This is a genomic window from Sphingobacterium humi (assembly GCF_009768885.1).
GTDB lineage: Bacteria > Bacteroidota > Bacteroidia > Sphingobacteriales > Sphingobacteriaceae > Sphingobacterium > Sphingobacterium humi.
Map to the genome: position 1 here is coordinate 529227 of NZ_WSQA01000001.1, position 16169 is coordinate 545395.

Here is a 16169-nt window from a genome sequence, read left to right on the forward strand (position 1 = left end):
CATAATCTCCCTGCAAACGACCCTAAAATATCCGCTTTTTTCAGTATATTGTATGTTCACACTTAACAGCCGAACATATGTTAACCGATAAATTTGACTTTTTGCTACATCCTGATTTGCGCGAAGAATTTCATCAGGAAGGAATTCCTTTAAACTTCTCAACAGGGGATATTTTATTAGAACCCCTACGCTATATCAAGATTATACCCTTTGTCCTTAAAGGAACCGTCCGCGTGATCCGACAGCATGAGGATGGCCAAGAACTGTTTATCTATTATATAAAAGAAGGCCAATCCTGTGCTATCTCCTTATCGACCATGATGATGGATAAAACAAGTAATATTAAAGCCATTGCAGAGGAAGATGTTGAACTGATCGGCATACCTTCAGCTACCGCTAGACGCTGGTATGAAACCTATCCAAGCTGGCGTTGGTTTGTATTAAGCACGATGGACTTTCGCTATGATGAAATATTAAACACCTTAGATAGCGTGGCTTTTAAAAAGATTGATGAACGCTTGATTGCCTACCTGCAATCTAAATCGGATAACCTGCAGCGTCCGATGCTCCATATTACCCATCAAGAAATTGCCAATGAACTATCCACCTCCCGGGAAGTAATCTCTAGGTTACTCAAGCAATTGGAACAAAAGGGCATGCTGAAACTTTATCGAAGTAAAGTAGAAATTCTTTCGCTTGTGTGATAAAAGTCACTGATAGACTATTCTGTTCTAGCCATCTTTGAAGAACAAACACCAAAAGGAAGAGGCTATGAGAAAGAATATGGGAACTGCTGATCGGGTTATTCGCATTGGAATCGCCATTATTATTGCTGTGTTGTTCTTCACGGAAGTCATCACAGGAAGCCTTGGCATTATACTGATGGTTATTGCTGGAATTTTGATCCTTTCTAGCTTGGTTGCTTTTTGCCCTTTGTATTACATGTTCGGTCTTCGCACCTGCAAGAATAAGCATATGCATGAGTTTAAGAATGACCCCAATCGACAGTAAATCACACTAACTATTATTAGCATAAAAAAGGTTGGATAACAAAGCGTATCCAACCTTTATGTTTTACAAAAACTATAGACGGAATAATTAGGCTATTATTTCAATAACCACATCTTTTTATTCACGTCGTCTTGACCGTCAAACTGTCGTTGTACAGCCTCATTCACATTTTTGCTATTGTAATTATATTCTAAGCTTGGGTATCTCCATCGCAATGGCATCTTATCTAAAGCATCGGTATTCATGCTGGATGCGGGATTTATTTTCCATTTGGGATATCCTGTTCTACGATAATCAAAATAAGGTGCTGTTTTGGTTTGCAGGAAGCTGGCCAAATATTTCTGCGTAATAATAGCTTCAATTTTCCCCTCAAGGTTTGCTGGAAAGTCAGTTTGATAATTCATTATTGCATTTTCGACATAGGCAGCATCCAGAGGCATACCATTATGGAAGCGATCTTCATTAGGTGTATGGTTGGCCATAAACTCCATCGATGCTTTTATCCCTTTTTTATACCAATCTACAGCAGGTTGGTTCACCCAGCCACGCGCGGCAGCTTCGGCAACAACGAAACAAAAATGCGAGTAGCCATAAATTTGCGTAGGCTCCCCTTCCGGTAGTTCGGTGTACCTAAAGTTTAATTGCGAATAATCATTTGATTTTTTGATGGCTGCCAAATTACTAAACGCTAATGAGGGATCAACACCTTGATAGGCATTAAAATCCGAAGCTTTTAAGCCACTTTCAATTTTCACAGGCGATGGCTTCGCGAAATAAAATAAACGTCTATCTTGGTTTGTTTTAAGACGATCGATAATTTCGCTGGATACCATCGGGTAAATTACGAAGCTATTACTTACCTTATAGAAAGGATAAGTTTGGCCACTATTATCTGATCGGATCAATTGGAAGCTATCCTCATTTGCTCCAAATACAGGTTTATTATTGAGGATTTCAGCAAAGCGAGGAATGACATTTAAATCCGCGTCTGCCGTTTTCCCTGAAAGCTGAACCAATATGTTCAATGCAAAACTATTTACCAGCTTCCGCCATTTATTTGGATCGCCTCCAAAAACCGGATCTCCTTCAAATTTCGCTCCTTTGCTGAATAACACATCCGCTTGGTCCAATTCCTTTAAAACACCCATGAAAACATCCTTTTGGCTGTCATATTTGGGAAAATACAATTTATTCGACTCACCCATCAAGGCATCAGCATAGGGAATATCGCCTAAGGCCATCGTCAATTCAAATAGCTTAAACGCACGCGCAAAATGCGACAATCCTTTATAAGCGTTTTTTTGCTCTTCATTTACAGCAAATTCTTCCATGAAATGCGCATCATTTAAAAAGGTAAGCGACATATCCATGGTACCAAACCCATTATATTGATAGCCTTCTGCCAACTCAGACCATGCAATTTGCTTGGTTAATAAGTAAGGCTGCATAAAGCTTTTCTGACCAGGTTGATTACTCATAGCTAATATGATGCGGGTAGCAATCATAGCAGAATTTACTTTCTCCGGTGTTTCCGGATTCGTATTAATATCATTGAATTTTGAGCAAGAAGTAAAAACCAAAACACTAAGCAAGGTTATTACCGAATATATATTTATAAGTTTCATAGCTTTTTTCCTTTAATAAACTTAAAATGTAAGGTTAAGATTAACACCGATATAGCGCATAGAAGGTGAGTTTAAGTCTTCTGTTCCTGCATCCGGATCTGAAAAGCGGTATTGCTTGCTCCATAAGAATAAGTTTTGACCTGTAACACCCAGGGAAGCACGCTGCGCCTTTATTCTTTTTGCAAATGATGCTGGCACTGTATAATGCAAAGAAAGTTCTCTTAATTTAATAAAGGTCTCATCCCAATAGTTCTGTCTTCCAGAATATGCAGTTCTCCAATATGATTCATAGGATACTACTTTATCATTCGGTGCAAATACGCGTGTATCTTCTTGAATTTGACCATATTTATCATAAGTAACTGCTCCGGACACGATTTTCACACCAGGGCCAACCCAGGTTTTGTTCCCATTGACCACCTCTTCATAGCGGTATTGATTATCAGAATCGGGATGCGAACCAGTTTGCCATAATCGAGCATTCATATTCGAGTAGGACATCCCTTTAATTCGACCATCAAAACTTAAGGATAAAGCAAAGTCTCTATAATTAAATTCATTTGTCCATCCCCAGAACCATTTTGGAGCAGAATAGCCAATTAATTGTGCTGCATATTTCGCCGAAATAGGCATTCCTGAGGCATTATGCACAATCTGACCATCTGGTGCTCGCTCGCGATCGGCACTCGTGATATAATCAGTCCGAAGGCCTTTTTTCACATGTAAAGCATCCGCCGAGTAAGTAGGATCTAATTTGTTATAATAATTTAAATTTTGTGAGAAATTCAGCATCGTATGCCATTCAAACTGATCCTTTTTAAGGGGCACAGCACCTAGGGTGATTTCATGTCCTTTGGTTAGAATTTCCTCCTGTGTATTGATGTACCTATAATCAAAGCCAGTCATCGGGGAGATACGCGTGGAAATCATGCGATTATGATTCAGGCGATAATAGCGTGTGTAATTGGCAAATAATCTATTTTGCAAGAATGCCAGATCCAAGCCAAACTCATAGGAATCATATTGTGTTGGGGCAATCGTAAAATCTTTAATGGTATTCGGATAGGAAGCGGTAGACATGCCATCCCAAACGTTTGTAGCAATAGAAAACGCCTGTTTTATCGCATAAGGATCCGGTGTAGATTTTGCTTTCACCCAAGCTGCTCTCACCTTAAATTGATCTAGCCAAGTTAAAGGATGAGCAATTAAATCACTTAACGTCGCACTGGCAGATACGGATGGATAAAAGTAAGATTTTGTATCCGCCGGCAAGGTTGATGACCAATCATTACGACCCGTTGCTTCCACAAAAATAGCATTCCTGTAAGCCAGTGCAAGTCGACCGTAAAGGGCATTTTGCATCAATTCAGATTGATTCTGTATGGTATTCACTGGGCCAATGGAATTCCTCAAAGAATAATAGCCTGGAATCGCTAAGCCATTCACCGTGGAAGATAAGGTACTATTGTCTTTTCTATAAAAAACAGATCCACCTAAAATACCATCAACAGCAATATCGCCCCATTCCTGCTTTGCTGAAAAAATAACATCGGTATTACTGCTATAGCCTCTATTTTGGGAGTTTAAGTACTTCCCTTTTCCGTGAAATCCACCATAACCAGCATAACCACCACGGGTACCATAAATACCGATAGGATTCTGCTGCACACGATCCTGACCATAGTAATCATAGCCAGAACGCAGCATGAGCTTCCCCCAATTCGTAACCTTATAATTTAGGGTCACTGCGGCATTAATTTTATTGTTAAGCTCTGGGGTAATCTTTTCATGCGCAATGAGATAAGGGTTATCATACCAAGCATTATACATCCAATTTTGTGCTTGATCTTTTTCCAACCAATAATCTTTATAATCGCGGATATCATAATCAGCACCCGTCCACACTAGGATATTATAGATATAACCCTGATCATTATAGCCGGATCCGAAATTACTACTGGAAGAACTCCGATTATAGCCGATAGACCCTTCCAAATCAACTTTATCACTTAATTTGGTGGTACCTAACATCGAGAAATTCGACATATTTAATTTCTGATTAGGGTATTGGCCTTTATTATAGATATGGTTAAAGGATGTACGGACACTTCCAAATTCCCCTTGGTTGGTAAAGCTAACGCTATTATTGCTGATGAAGCCCGGCTCTAGGAAATGCTTAAAGTTATCTTTACCAGCAGATACTAACTCTTTTTCTTCCCGTTTTTTTGTATACGGATTCCATTGCGCATATTTACGGCCGATATCCATTTTATCGCCCCATACATAGTCGTCGTTATTAAATTTACCACCTTCACCAGAGGAATAGGCTGTTTGCACATCTGGCAAGGCTAAATAGCCGGAGAAAAACATATTATTACTACTTACACTAATCTCTGTACCGTCATTTTTCAATCCTTTTTTCGTGGTAATCATAATGGCCCCTCCTGCCCCTCTTTGTCCATACAAGGCAGCCGCGGTAGAACCCTTTAACACGTTCATTTCGGCAATATTATCAGTCGGAATATCCCGGAGGTCCATATTTTCATATAGCACACCATCGATTACCAAAATGGGTGATAAACCACGCAGTTGAATCTTTGGAACCGCATTAAACTCCGTGGTATTCATGACACGCAGGCCAGAGATACGACCCGTTAAGGTTGTTCCTACATCCACCCCTTTAACGTTACTTAACTTATCGCCTCCAATATTTTGCGTAGCATAGCCTAAGGCCTTTTTATCACGTTTAATACCTAATGCGGTGACCACAACCTCAGCAATGGCTTCATCAGTAGGTTCCAGCTGAATATGCTTGGCTTCAGCAAAGGGAACAATCCTTGATTGATAGCCTACACAATTAATTTCCAACAAATTCCCTGCACCTTCCACGACAAGCTGGAATTCGCCATTTTCATTTGTTTTCGCAGAGAGGGAGCTCCCCTTTACCCGAATGGTCACTGCGGCTAAAGCCTTGCCTGTGGTTTGATCAACTACTTTTCCCTTGATCTCTTGTTGCTGGTTCGTTGTAGATTTGGCCGTTAAAGACTCGTCCGCCCGCTTTGTTATGGCATCTAATTGTTCATCATTCTTGGCTAAAACAGAACCGGGGCCTTCAGTGGTAGCCATTTGGCTGGCCATGCTTAGGCCGGATTGTACGTGTAGAAGCAGTACTCCTACAAAAATTCGAAATAAAAAAATCATTTTTTTCATGCAATTACTTTTTTAGTTAATATGATTTGGTTAAACGCTGCACTTAGGATATATACAGCTTTTGAAAGGTTATTAGCAGGTAGGTATCCGCTAAAGGTTTTATGTTGGAAGTTGGTTAATAACAGAAGTTTTCCTCTTGTGTGAATGGCATCCCCATCTTTTGTTTGATCTCGCTCTGCCCTTTTGCTCCATATTCGTGCAAATGTTTCCTGAACTAAGTCCGCCGAAAATACCAGCACCTTAAAAGACATTAAAACACAGGTGTATCTCTTATCCTTATCGGTAAAGCAAAAATCTTTATATGATGAAATGTTGTTAAATGATGCCATAAGCCAATTAATAACTGAAATAATTGGAGCGGCAATTTTAAGGAAATTTAACCATAAAAAGAATTAATCAAATTAATCTATTATTACTAAATAATTACTATTAGGTAATTGTAGCTAACGCAAGAAGGGAAAGCATTTTGACTAGCATTTAAATTATCACATAAATTCGTTTCAGTTTTCCATCGAGAAACTAACCATAAAACAGGCCATTTTATAGCGTAATCAACAGCATTAATATCGATTTTAAATAAATAATAAAGAATATAAATTAATTTATTTTCTTTTAATAACGAATTACACTATTCTATACATACACAGCATTCATGACCAAACTCTTACTCTACATTTTAGGCATATTATGGCCTATTGCCGGCTTAGGCCAAACATCGATCCATCTGACCATCAAGGATCAGCAAACAGGACGATATCTACAGCATGCACGGGTCGAAAACCGACAAAGCATGGAAGTATTTACCACAGACGAACGTGGAATTACCGTTTTCAAAGCAGCCAAAGGCGACAGCATTAGCATTGTGCATCTAGATTACCAAGACAGTATTTTTCTAATTAAGGATTATAGCGATTTGCAAATTGCTTTAAATCCTTTAGCGTCAACTGTGGCAAATACCTGGGGAAACCAAGCGTATAAGCGCTTAAATTCAGGCCAAGACCACCGCATTCCCATCAGTTTTCTAAAGTCTGTACCTCCTTTGTTTGGGGAACCTGACATCTTAAAATCATTAAGTTATTTACCGGGAGTACAACCTCTTTTAGATGGGTATAGTCACCCCATGGTGCGTGGCGGCAATCCAGGACAAACATTAATAAGCTATGATGGCGCAAATCTCTATTTTCCTTATCATTATGCCGGGTTTATGAGTGTGTTTCAACCGGAAATGATTGGATCGGTAGATCTATACAAAGCTGATTGGCCATCTAAGTTTGGGGGCAGGCAGTCTGCGGTAGTCGATATACGTTCCGCGGAAGGAAATTACCAAACACACCAACAATCGTATCAACTCGGTTTGATGGGGTTTAAAGGAAACTTTAAAGGGCCATTATTGGAGGATAAGCTAACTTATCATGCAGGCATCCGACGCACCCTCTTTGACCCTTTTACACATGGAAAAGTGGATCAGATACGCGATCACAAGAAACACAAAGCAGGAGCAGACTTCCAGGCCCATGATTTACACCTGCGAACAGATTGGCGCATCAATAAAAATCAACACCTATCACTTACAGGGCTGTATGCCAAAGATGACTATGATTTTGCCGATCGGCTTACGAAAGAGTATTTTGATGAAAGCTACGGTATAAAAAATAAATTATTGGCCCTCAATTACCGTTATCATCCGAAAAATGAAACCAGCATAAATATGCACCTTAGCCAGTCCAAATTCAGTTCTTCTCTGGATTTGCATAGCGAATCTACACTCTATTTTCCTTCGTTAATGGAAGATTACCAGGCAAACTACAGGGCTTGGGTTGAGCAAAATCAATCACTAAAAACAACCAAGCTTTCCGTTTATGCCACGCAATCCTTGGCCAACAACATGACTTTATCCTATGGAACAGAGGTGGAATGGTTAACCTATAAGGATGAACAAAATTCCAATATATTTTCCGAACATATTCTAGGTTCGCAGTTTTCGAAAAATAAACTAAGCACTTCTTTAGCTGCCGCATTTGCCGAGTTTAGCTTTAAACTGGCCAAAAGGTTACAAGTGAATACAGGCTTGCGATTAACTTCTTATGAAGACAGGGAAAAAGTTTTACTCGACCCGAAAATCTCACTCCAATACGCCTTAAATCAGGAGGCCCGGTTAACTGCAGGTTTCAGCATCAATAGTCAACCCATTGTTCCATTAATTCAATCGTATGAAGGCCTTATTTCCGAAACGCACTATCTTGCTGATCCAAGCATTCCGGTCGCCATTTCAAATCAATGGTCTATAGGCTTGTTCCATGCTAGGCCTCGATTTTTTGATCAGCTTGCAATTGAAGCCTATTATAAAACACAAAAAGAGGTTAGCAAATACGCCTTAACCGAAACAAATCATTTCGTTGGAGAGATTGACTACTCACCATTCTTCAACGCTGGGGAAATGAAAGCCTATGGATTAGAAATCCTATTACAAAAATCAATACAACAACTAAGTTCTAGCCTTTCTTATGCCTACAGCAAAGCAGAAACATCCTTTCCAAAAGTAAACAGTGGTGACTTTTTTGATGCCGACTTCAGCAAGAACCATCATGTCAATGCCCTCTTTGCTTATCAATTTCCCAAGGGCTATAGACTATCCGCTTCTTGGACCTATGAGTCTGGTATTCCAATCTCTTCATCCTCAAACCCGTTTATTAATACTATTATACCATCCTACAACTCGTTCCATTATAAGTTAATCGATGCTAAAACCTCAGCACGCCATCATTTAGACCTAAATGTTGAACGGCGCTGGAATGCGAAGAAACGAGGAACAAATTGGTTTGGATTAGGCATTTATAATGTCTATAACCAAAGTACTGTTTTTAGTCAATTAGCAGACCACTTACCTGGCCGAATGAATTGGTTTGGACACAGTAAGATGATCCCTCACTTCTATGTTGGGATGCAACGTTAAAGACAAGAAAGGATAAATCAGTTGGATTAGAATCTATAGGATATGCCTAAACCCGTACGAATACTTGACCATGGACTTCGTTTTACCGTAATGGTTGCACCTTCACCATGCACGTCATAATCTATTTTTACAGCTAATGGCATATCTTCTAGATTCGTTTTTAAATCAGCTAGCGCATCCTTCAATTCACTTTGCTCATCTGCATCTAGTTTCATTGTCCCAGTAATATCTCCTTTTGCCGTTCCATAGCCTGGCCCAAATAAGCGCCAATCTAAATGGAAATTATTCTTCAGTTTAAAATTAAAACCAACCGACAGGCCTGCAGTTACCGAGCTGAGATTTCCTTTTAAGGGAATGGTTTCTGAGCGACTATAGACTTCATTGCCCTGCTCCTCGATATCCACATCAAATTGATAGGGAACAGCTAGTTTATAAGACACAAATTTAGCATAAGGAGCCACATAAAACCCACGAAATGGCCCTCTTCGCGAAGTGTAAAAACGAACTTCAGGCGTGAACGAAAAGTTACTGCTTTTAAAATCATCTAAGATATTATCCAACTCTTCTTCATCGACAAATCCCTTTACCGTGGAAGCAAATGGCAAGCCCTTTTCAGGACGGATGCTAAGACCGGCACCAAGGGCAATGCGATTGGTCAGCAAACGCTCATATTCGAACGCAAACTTCCCCCCGAGCAGGGGTAAAATATTAAATTTAACCATATTCCGCCTTTCCGATGCAGACGGATCTGCCTTGTGCTGCGCATAAACATTTGACACCATAACGCAAAGAATAAACACAGTAAACGTGCTTATTTTCAATAGATTAAAGTACGATTTCATTGACTAATAATTGATTTGATTTCTTGTTAAAAATCAACAATTAATAGATAAGAAAAAATACCTAATGTTAGTTATTTTTAAAATAATTAGAATTACGTATATATGTACCTACAGCATAACATTACCTTATGGGCAGTTCTCGACTTGTTAATCTTCCTTCCCCATGAATAATGAGTTTATTGGGGTAGATGTCCATATAGCCAAAGGCATTATCCACGGTTTCTACCATGCCTTCTAAGGTGATAAATGGTATCCCTTCGTACATTTCAAAATTACCAGGATGATGATGCCCCGATATCACCGCTTTTACCGTGTTGTATTTAACAAATAAGGCTATTAACTCAGGACTATTCAAGGTTTCAAGCCCATTGGCAGGTAAAAAAGGATGATGCGAGAAAACTACTACTTTTTTCCCTTCTCTTTCCGCCGCCTTTAATTTCCTTTTCAACCATTTGAATTGCTTCTTAGCTATTCCACCATTCCAGGGTTGCGCATTACTTCTCCCCTCTGCTTTAACCTGTGTAATCAGCTTTTGATATGCTCTTTCCAGTTTTGAGCCCTCTTCTACAGCATAGCTGGCCAGCTCGTTTGTATTGAGAAATATAAATTGCCAATTGTCTTTTTCCACCGTATAGTACGGATGAGGCATATCAAATTGTCGATACAAATCGTGTTCATAGACTTTTGGATAATCATGATTTCCGAGAAGCTGGTAATGTGCTGCATTTAATTGATTTAACAAATCCATAATCGGTTGCAGATCTTTTGGTCCCTCATCTACTAAATCCCCCAAGACCGCTGTAAATGCTAAATCCTCTTTATTTAAGGAGGCCACGGCCTCCTGCAACTTATGGTCTGAACTGCGGTAAAAACGCGTCTTACTATCTGCTTTATCCGCGTATTGTATGTCTGCAATAAGGCCTATGCGGAAGAAGTTCGGACTGTCTTGCGCAAAGGAGATAAAACTGCTGATGAGCAAGGAAAGAAATATAATATGTGGTTTAAATGCATACATAGTGTGAAAGGTTTTTTGTGTAAATAAAAATAACATAATTAACGTTTAAATTCACTTACCCCGAGTATATACCCTCGAATATCCTCCTCCAGCTTATCCAGATACGCATAATTCAACCTAGCTGCTAATTCCTTTCCAATCTCATGCACAATATCCATCATGGCAAAAAGTGCTTTCCAATTATCAACTAGTACACTGCCGGAAAAGGTAAGTTCCAGTTTTTCCCATTCCTCCTCGCTAAGGTATTGTTTAAACAGGCGGCCATGCTTATTGGTGGTGATGTTCCAATGATGCTGCGAGGCGATGTACCATTCCAGCAGGGGTACCAAGTAAGCCGTTCTTAAATTATTCTCAGACATAAACTTGGCGTAAAAAATCTCATCACGCGCCAAGCATTTTGCCACATAGGTCGTATCCCACCAAAAATCGTTTAACAGCTGTTTAAACGCATCTACTGAAGGCTTTTTGATAATAGACACCTGATGGGTCGGCGGTTTCATAGCCGAGGTCAGCCCATCCTTATCGAGCAGGATCCTATAACCGATATCCCAATCTTCGGGCAGCTCAGGTGCTGCGACTTCTTTTACGAAATTGGCTGCGCTATAGAGTTTAAAATCGACTTTTATACCATCGCGATACAAGACCATTTTCATTCCATGCTTTCCCGAAAAACAAGCCTCCCCCTCCTCGATCATCGCAATGGGATCGCCGAAAACAGACAACCAGGTATCACTTTCTAGATAAGGTTCATTATTATCAAAAACAAGTTCAATATCCAAATCGCTGAAGCTATCTACCGGCGCTAAGGGGTTTACTAAGGAACTGGTTAATAACAGCGCCCGCACCGCGGGATTCTGCTGTGCCCAAGTTTCAATCGCTTGCAATTTAGTGGTTCTCAGTTGTTCGTTTATATCGGTCATGCTGCACAAATTTAACAGGATAATTTACATTATACCTGTACAAAACATGCTCCAAATAAATTAGGATAGCTTATCGATATAACTGGCAATAAGGTCTCTTTTACGACTAGCAACGGGGAAAATCTTTCCATCTTGCATTTCCAACTGCCCATCTTTATAGTATTTATGGATAAAATGACTGTTGATTAAATAAGATTGATGGCAACGAATAAATTGATCGGCGGGCAACATGGCTTCAAAATGCTTGAGCACTTTGGAAACCAAAAGGGTGCTGCCATCGCGTAAATAGAACGTACTGTAGCCCTTATCGCCGATGCAATACAAGATATCTTTTACATAGATAATCTGGGTAAATTCAAATGTTTTTAAGGCAATCCGCTCGGGCACCTTGGGCGATTTCATGTGCAGCTCGGCAATTTCCAATTGCTTCTGGTTGAATTTATAACCTTCCGATTTCTTATAGCACTTGGCTATCGCATCTTTCAGCGCCTGCGCATCAATAGGCTTGGTCAGATATCCTATGGCGCCAATATTCAGCGCCTCAATGGCATATTGGCTATAGGCCGTAATAAAAATAAGATGAACATCTAAGTTGATGTGGGAGAGCAACTCAAAACTATAGCCATCTCTTAATTGAATATCGGCCAAAATTAAATCCGGACGTAGGTTAAATAAATCCTGATCTGCTTTTTTTAAGTCACCTGCATACCCTACAATTTCCACATAAGGAATCGATTCTACAATAGACCATATGTATTTTAAAATATTATGTTCGTCTTCTAAAATATAAACCTTCAGCATATCATCAATCAAAATAAAGGGTTAAAGGAATATAAATTTCCACTTTATACCCTGTTCCATCTGCTTTGAAATTTGGACTTATTTTTACACCTGACACGTTTTTATCCTTTCCAAATAGCAATTCAATCCGCTCTTCTGTAATAATCTGAGACAGCGATTCCTTGTTCGGATTCTTTACCCAAGCATCTTGACCACCCTGACCATTATCCATAATGCTAATTAACAGCGTATTGTTTTCTGCGGTAACTTCCACCTGCAACAATCCTTCCTTTTCAAGATTTTTTAAGCCATGTTCAATGGCATTTTCCACAAAGGGCTGTACCAACATAGGCGGGATTAAAATATTCTCCAGCTCCAGCGATCCGGTTTCTATTTTAAATTGAAAAGAATGACTAAACCGCATTTGCTGCAATTCGACATAATAGCGCAAGCTCTTAATTTCTTTATCCAAGGTGATAAAATCCTGTCTATTTAATTCCAGCATATCGCGAATCACCTTGGTGAGGGTAACTAAATATTGATTGGCCTCCTGTTTTCTATTCGCACTGATCAATCCTTGCAAATTGGAAATCGCATTGTATACAAAATGTGGATTCAACTGATTTTGTCTGTTTTTCTGCTCCAATAGCAATTGTTTATTCTGCAACCGCAACTTATCATGCTCAGAACGGAGGAATTTATCTTTATAGGACTTATAGATAAACACAATAATGACGGTCAAAAGCAGCAATACGATGGCAAATATCCAACGTTGCTGCCTCATTAATTGTCTATTTAAGTCGTTATTCGCTTTTAAACTGGAAATAGCGCGATCCTTTTTATCGGTTTCATACTTGGTGCTCAGTTCCGCGATTGCTGTTTTCTGTCGATTTGCAATGGTCAAGCTATAGTCTTTCATTTCCATTTCCTTCTGCTCATAAGCCTTGCGGTAATCTCCTTTCAGGGCATAGGCTTCACTTAAGATTTTATGGATTTCGAACATCGCACTGGTATCGATTTTATGCTTTTCAGCCCACTTGATCCCTTCCTGCATGTAATAAATTGCAGAATCGGGCTGCTTATCAGCGACAAAAACCCGAGCAAAGTCATGAAACTGATTTAAACTAAAATTGATATTGCTATTGGAATTGGGATTGATTTTCTTTAAGTACTTAAAAAATACCCTGTTTTTTGCTACCGCTTCGGCGGTTTTCCCTTGGGCCTTTAGCCAGTGGGCTTCAAACTCCATGCTGCGCATAATGGCCAGGGTATCCTTAAGTTGCACGGCTAATGCTTTACAGCTATCCAACAGAGCCGCAATTTCCGGATTTCCACGCTGGTTTAAGCTGATCATGACCCGGATGTCATAATACCGCTGCCGCAATCGGATATGGTTCTTATAAGGATGCTCATTAAAATAAAGATCGATATGCTTCCTTGCATTTTCGTAGTCGGAGACCCGGAAGTAACTCATTGCCATGATATCATCGATCGTATAAATAAATATCGATTTCGACTCTTCCACCTCATTGCGCACCTTAATCATTTCCTTGAATAATTCGGAATTATTCTCGCCAATGCTTTTCGTCTTGGCCTTCAGGATAAAAAATTTCTGAAGGGCGGTTTCATCCTGATGTGCCGGTGAAAATCGAAAAGACTGGATATGAGAAAGAATACTATCGTTTTGAAAATTATATGCTAAGGCGGAAGCTCTTAAAAACCAATAATAAGGCAAGTCTTCGTAATTAGGGAGCTGTTTATACTGCGTAAGCATTTCCGCTATCCGCATATTTTGATTTTGCTGGGTAACGCCAGAGAGAATCAATGCTCTTGCTGCAGAATCCAACGGATCAGCATCGAGTGCAGTGCCTTGATGTGTTGCTTGCTGATGACAAGAAGACAGTAAGCACAGCAAGGAAAGCAGGCTTAAAAGCATTGTTTTACGAATAGATAAGACAAACGGCATCTAGCGTGTGATTAGGCAGATAAAAATGTAGGTAATATTATTAACAGTTATGTCTGTTCAATATATGCAGAAGTTCTGTAAATATGCGTTAGTTTTCTGTTAATATTTGCAGCAAGCTCAGCATCAAAGGCTAAAAAATAAGCTTGTAAATTATTGTTCAACTGTTATAATTCGTATTTTTCTTTTGAAAAACAGCAATTCAAACCTTAACAAATGCGATGCTAGCTCCCCCTTTTGATCGATTCCCTGAACTTATAGGCTCTACAATTACCCTTCGGCAGGTTCAGGAGGCTGATGTTCCGGATATTTTGGACATCTCGTTTTTTGATGGCTACCTGGCTGTAACAGCCGAAGAAGCCCGAGCCATCATTCAGCGTATCCATGAGACTTATCTGCATGGCACAGCCATCCATTGGGGCATCGCCAGCCATAAGAATAACCAAATAGTGGGCACATGTGGTTATTACCGAGGTTTTGCAGCAGATGCCGGCGAATTGGGCTTTATATTAAAAGCCGAACATCAAGGCAATGGATATATGAGGGAGGCCTTAACCTTAGCTATTAACTATGGCCTCCATAGCCTCCAACTCAAGCGCATTTGGGCAAGGACTGCCCATAATAACCTGGCGGCCATTGGCCTGCTGGAACGACTGGGCTTTGTTAAAAAGGAAAGAACCGGCGACTGGCTGATATACGATTATGAAAACCGCTAATACAGCGTTAGTCAAGCGATGGATCATGGCTTTTTGAAGCCTTTTTTCTAGGCCTACCTCTCCCCTTTCACTCCCCTTTGCAATAGGGATTGAAAGGGGAGTGAAAGGGCTGTGAAAAGGGAGTGAAAGGGAGTTTAGCAGAAGGAGCTCTTCCTCCTTATTGGCCCAATGCCCAGCTTATTGCCTTTTCTTTGGTTGCCCTGAATATTGTATGGTGTTTCTCGTTTGGCTCATCGGAAAAGGTCCAGGTCAAATTCGGATACTGGCCTTTTGTTAATAGGGCTGCTAAGGCTTTGCAGTGTACGGAGATATCGCTTGCATCCGATCCGGCAAACCATAGGCGCTTGGGTTCATCCGGGAATTTCGATAAATGATCGTCCGCCGTCCGGATGAGATACTGGTTATTCCACCATAAGGATGGATCGAAAGCAATGTATTGATCGAACATGTCTGGCGCTGTAAAAAAGGTTTCCATCACAAATAAACCCGATAATGACTCGCCAATAATGCTTTTCTCCTCCGTTGTTCTATAGCGTTGGTTGATTTCTGGAAAAAGCTCCTCTTTAATAAATGCTCGGAACTTGGCCGACCCGCCAACCACAGGCGCAATCTCCCTATCCTTAGCCACTTCCGTGGGGCCAGAAAGGTCTCGGCGACGTTCCGTATTCTCAATTCCTACCAGAATGAGGGGTTTTATCTTTTTCTCGGCAATAAGCTTGGCCAAGGTATTTGCGATATGGGGAAAGTCTTCTTGGATACCTCCATCGGCCATATACATCACCGGTAAAGGTTCGGAACTGTTCTTGTAGCTTTCTGCCGTCCAGATGTTAATAACGCGCTCCTCCCCGAGCTGCTTTGATTGAATTTTTATCGTTTCATGAGCGGGAATAGGATCGCTGGGCTGGCTGCCTGTCGAACATTGAGAAAAGAAGAAAACAGTGGATAATAGCAAGGCGTAAATGGGTTTCATAAGCTGGTTTATTGAGGTAAAATGACGTATTAATTAACAAGATAGTTATAATTATTACACGCACTTTAATTTTAATGCATTTTATGGAAAGATTATTAAAAAATTTGGGCAAAGCGATTTGTGCTGAGGGTTAAGGGAAATTATGGTTGGAACGAGGCTGAGGC

General features: G+C 40.1%; 13 protein-coding genes. 4 read left to right on the forward strand and 9 right to left on the reverse strand.

Going from position 1 to position 16169, the window contains the following annotated elements; all coding sequences use genetic code 11:
* Positions 1 to 77 precede the first annotated feature (77 nt).
* Both GQF63_RS01975 and GQF63_RS01980 read left to right on the forward strand, forming a co-directional pair.
* Positions 78 to 704 carry a Crp/Fnr family transcriptional regulator gene (locus GQF63_RS01975; protein ID WP_160367407.1) on the forward strand — a complete coding sequence of 209 codons (627 nt, stop codon included), beginning with the start codon at positions 78 to 80 and terminating at the stop codon, positions 702 to 704.
* A gap of 67 nt (positions 705 to 771) precedes the next feature.
* Positions 772 to 1011, forward strand: a complete 240-nt coding sequence (locus tag GQF63_RS01980; RefSeq protein WP_160367408.1) for a YgaP family membrane protein — start codon at positions 772 to 774, stop codon at positions 1009 to 1011.
* A 95-nt stretch (positions 1012 to 1106) separates the two neighbouring features.
* Here the strand turns inward: GQF63_RS01980 and GQF63_RS01985 are convergent, their stop codons facing one another.
* Genes GQF63_RS01985 through GQF63_RS01995 form a run of 3 tightly spaced genes read right to left on the reverse strand, consistent with a single transcriptional unit; the run spans position 1107 to position 6175 of the window.
* Entirely contained in the window at positions 1107 to 2636 is a 1530-nt protein-coding gene (locus GQF63_RS01985; RefSeq protein WP_160367409.1) for a SusD/RagB family nutrient-binding outer membrane lipoprotein, read from the reverse strand.
* A gap of 21 nt (positions 2637 to 2657) precedes the next feature.
* Positions 2658 to 5846 carry a SusC/RagA family TonB-linked outer membrane protein gene (locus GQF63_RS01990; protein WP_160367410.1) on the reverse strand — a complete coding sequence of 1063 codons (3189 nt, stop codon included), beginning with the start codon at positions 5844 to 5846 and terminating at the stop codon, positions 2658 to 2660.
* A complete protein-coding gene (locus GQF63_RS01995) occupies positions 5843 to 6175 on the reverse strand; it encodes a hypothetical protein (RefSeq protein ID WP_160367411.1) in 333 nt (110 codons plus the stop codon). The genes GQF63_RS01990 and GQF63_RS01995 overlap by 4 nt, the downstream gene beginning before the upstream one ends.
* A 323-nt stretch (positions 6176 to 6498) precedes the next feature.
* Between GQF63_RS01995 and GQF63_RS02000 the strand changes: the two genes are divergently transcribed.
* The gene (locus GQF63_RS02000) at positions 6499 to 8799 is read left to right on the forward strand and encodes a TonB-dependent receptor plug domain-containing protein (protein WP_160367412.1); all 2301 of its coding nucleotides are present in this window, start codon (positions 6499 to 6501) and stop codon (positions 8797 to 8799) included.
* A 26-nt stretch (positions 8800 to 8825) separates the two neighbouring features.
* Here the strand turns inward: GQF63_RS02000 and GQF63_RS02005 are convergent, their stop codons facing one another.
* The 5 genes from GQF63_RS02005 to GQF63_RS02025 all read right to left on the reverse strand — a co-directional run bounded on the left by GQF63_RS02005 (position 8826) and on the right by GQF63_RS02025 (position 14292).
* Positions 8826 to 9581, reverse strand: coding sequence for a DUF3575 domain-containing protein (locus GQF63_RS02005; RefSeq protein ID WP_160367413.1), 756 nt, complete (start codon positions 9579 to 9581; stop codon positions 8826 to 8828).
* 181 nt (positions 9582 to 9762) lie between these two features.
* Complete coding sequence (locus GQF63_RS02010; protein WP_160367414.1) at positions 9763 to 10656, reverse strand: metallophosphoesterase; 894 nt, start codon at positions 10654 to 10656, stop codon at positions 9763 to 9765.
* 38 nt (positions 10657 to 10694) lie between these two features.
* Positions 10695 to 11576 carry an AadS family aminoglycoside 6-adenylyltransferase gene (locus GQF63_RS02015; protein ID WP_160367415.1) on the reverse strand — a complete coding sequence of 294 codons (882 nt, stop codon included), beginning with the start codon at positions 11574 to 11576 and terminating at the stop codon, positions 10695 to 10697.
* A 60-nt stretch (positions 11577 to 11636) separates the two neighbouring features.
* The gene (locus GQF63_RS02020) at positions 11637 to 12377 is read right to left on the reverse strand and encodes a LytR/AlgR family response regulator transcription factor (protein ID WP_212592430.1); all 741 of its coding nucleotides are present in this window, start codon (positions 12375 to 12377) and stop codon (positions 11637 to 11639) included.
* A gap of 4 nt (positions 12378 to 12381) precedes the next feature.
* Positions 12382 to 14292 (reverse strand): sensor histidine kinase, encoded by a 1911-nt coding sequence (locus GQF63_RS02025; protein ID WP_160367416.1) that lies wholly within the window; start codon positions 14290 to 14292, stop codon positions 12382 to 12384.
* 248 nt (positions 14293 to 14540) lie between these two features.
* Between GQF63_RS02025 and GQF63_RS02030 the strand changes: the two genes are divergently transcribed.
* Complete coding sequence (locus GQF63_RS02030) at positions 14541 to 15035, forward strand: GNAT family N-acetyltransferase (protein ID WP_160367417.1); 495 nt, start codon at positions 14541 to 14543, stop codon at positions 15033 to 15035.
* A gap of 157 nt (positions 15036 to 15192) precedes the next feature.
* On the opposite strand, the gene GQF63_RS02035 is transcribed toward GQF63_RS02030, so the two are convergent.
* A complete protein-coding gene (locus GQF63_RS02035; protein WP_160367418.1) occupies positions 15193 to 16005 on the reverse strand; it encodes an alpha/beta hydrolase in 813 nt (270 codons plus the stop codon).
* Between the last annotated feature and the right edge of the window lie 164 nt (positions 16006 to 16169).

Excerpts from the sequence above, each read along its gene's own strand:
- GQF63_RS01975 (WP_160367407.1), top strand. The coding sequence starts at position 78 with ATGTTAACCGATAAATTTGACTTTTTGCTACATCCTGATTTGCGCGAA.
- GQF63_RS01980 (WP_160367408.1), top strand. The coding sequence starts at position 772 with ATGAGAAAGAATATGGGAACTGCTGATCGGGTTATTCGCATTGGAATC.
- GQF63_RS01985 (WP_160367409.1), bottom strand. The coding sequence starts at position 2,636 with ATGAAACTTATAAATATATATTCGGTAATAACCTTGCTTAGTGTTTTG.
- GQF63_RS01990 (WP_160367410.1), bottom strand. The coding sequence starts at position 5,846 with ATGAAAAAAATGATTTTTTTATTTCGAATTTTTGTAGGAGTACTGCTT.
- GQF63_RS01995 (WP_160367411.1), bottom strand. The coding sequence starts at position 6,175 with ATGGCATCATTTAACAACATTTCATCATATAAAGATTTTTGCTTTACC.
- GQF63_RS02000 (WP_160367412.1), top strand. The coding sequence starts at position 6,499 with ATGACCAAACTCTTACTCTACATTTTAGGCATATTATGGCCTATTGCC.
- GQF63_RS02005 (WP_160367413.1), bottom strand. The coding sequence starts at position 9,581 with ATGGTGTCAAATGTTTATGCGCAGCACAAGGCAGATCCGTCTGCATCG.
- GQF63_RS02010 (WP_160367414.1), bottom strand. The coding sequence starts at position 10,656 with ATGTATGCATTTAAACCACATATTATATTTCTTTCCTTGCTCATCAGC.
- GQF63_RS02015 (WP_160367415.1), bottom strand. The coding sequence starts at position 11,576 with ATGACCGATATAAACGAACAACTGAGAACCACTAAATTGCAAGCGATT.
- GQF63_RS02020 (WP_212592430.1), bottom strand. The coding sequence starts at position 12,377 with ATGCTGAAGGTTTATATTTTAGAAGACGAACATAATATTTTAAAATAC.
- GQF63_RS02025 (WP_160367416.1), bottom strand. The coding sequence starts at position 14,292 with ATGCTTTTAAGCCTGCTTTCCTTGCTGTGCTTACTGTCTTCTTGTCAT.
- GQF63_RS02030 (WP_160367417.1), top strand. The coding sequence starts at position 14,541 with ATGCTAGCTCCCCCTTTTGATCGATTCCCTGAACTTATAGGCTCTACA.
- GQF63_RS02035 (WP_160367418.1), bottom strand. The coding sequence starts at position 16,005 with ATGAAACCCATTTACGCCTTGCTATTATCCACTGTTTTCTTCTTTTCT.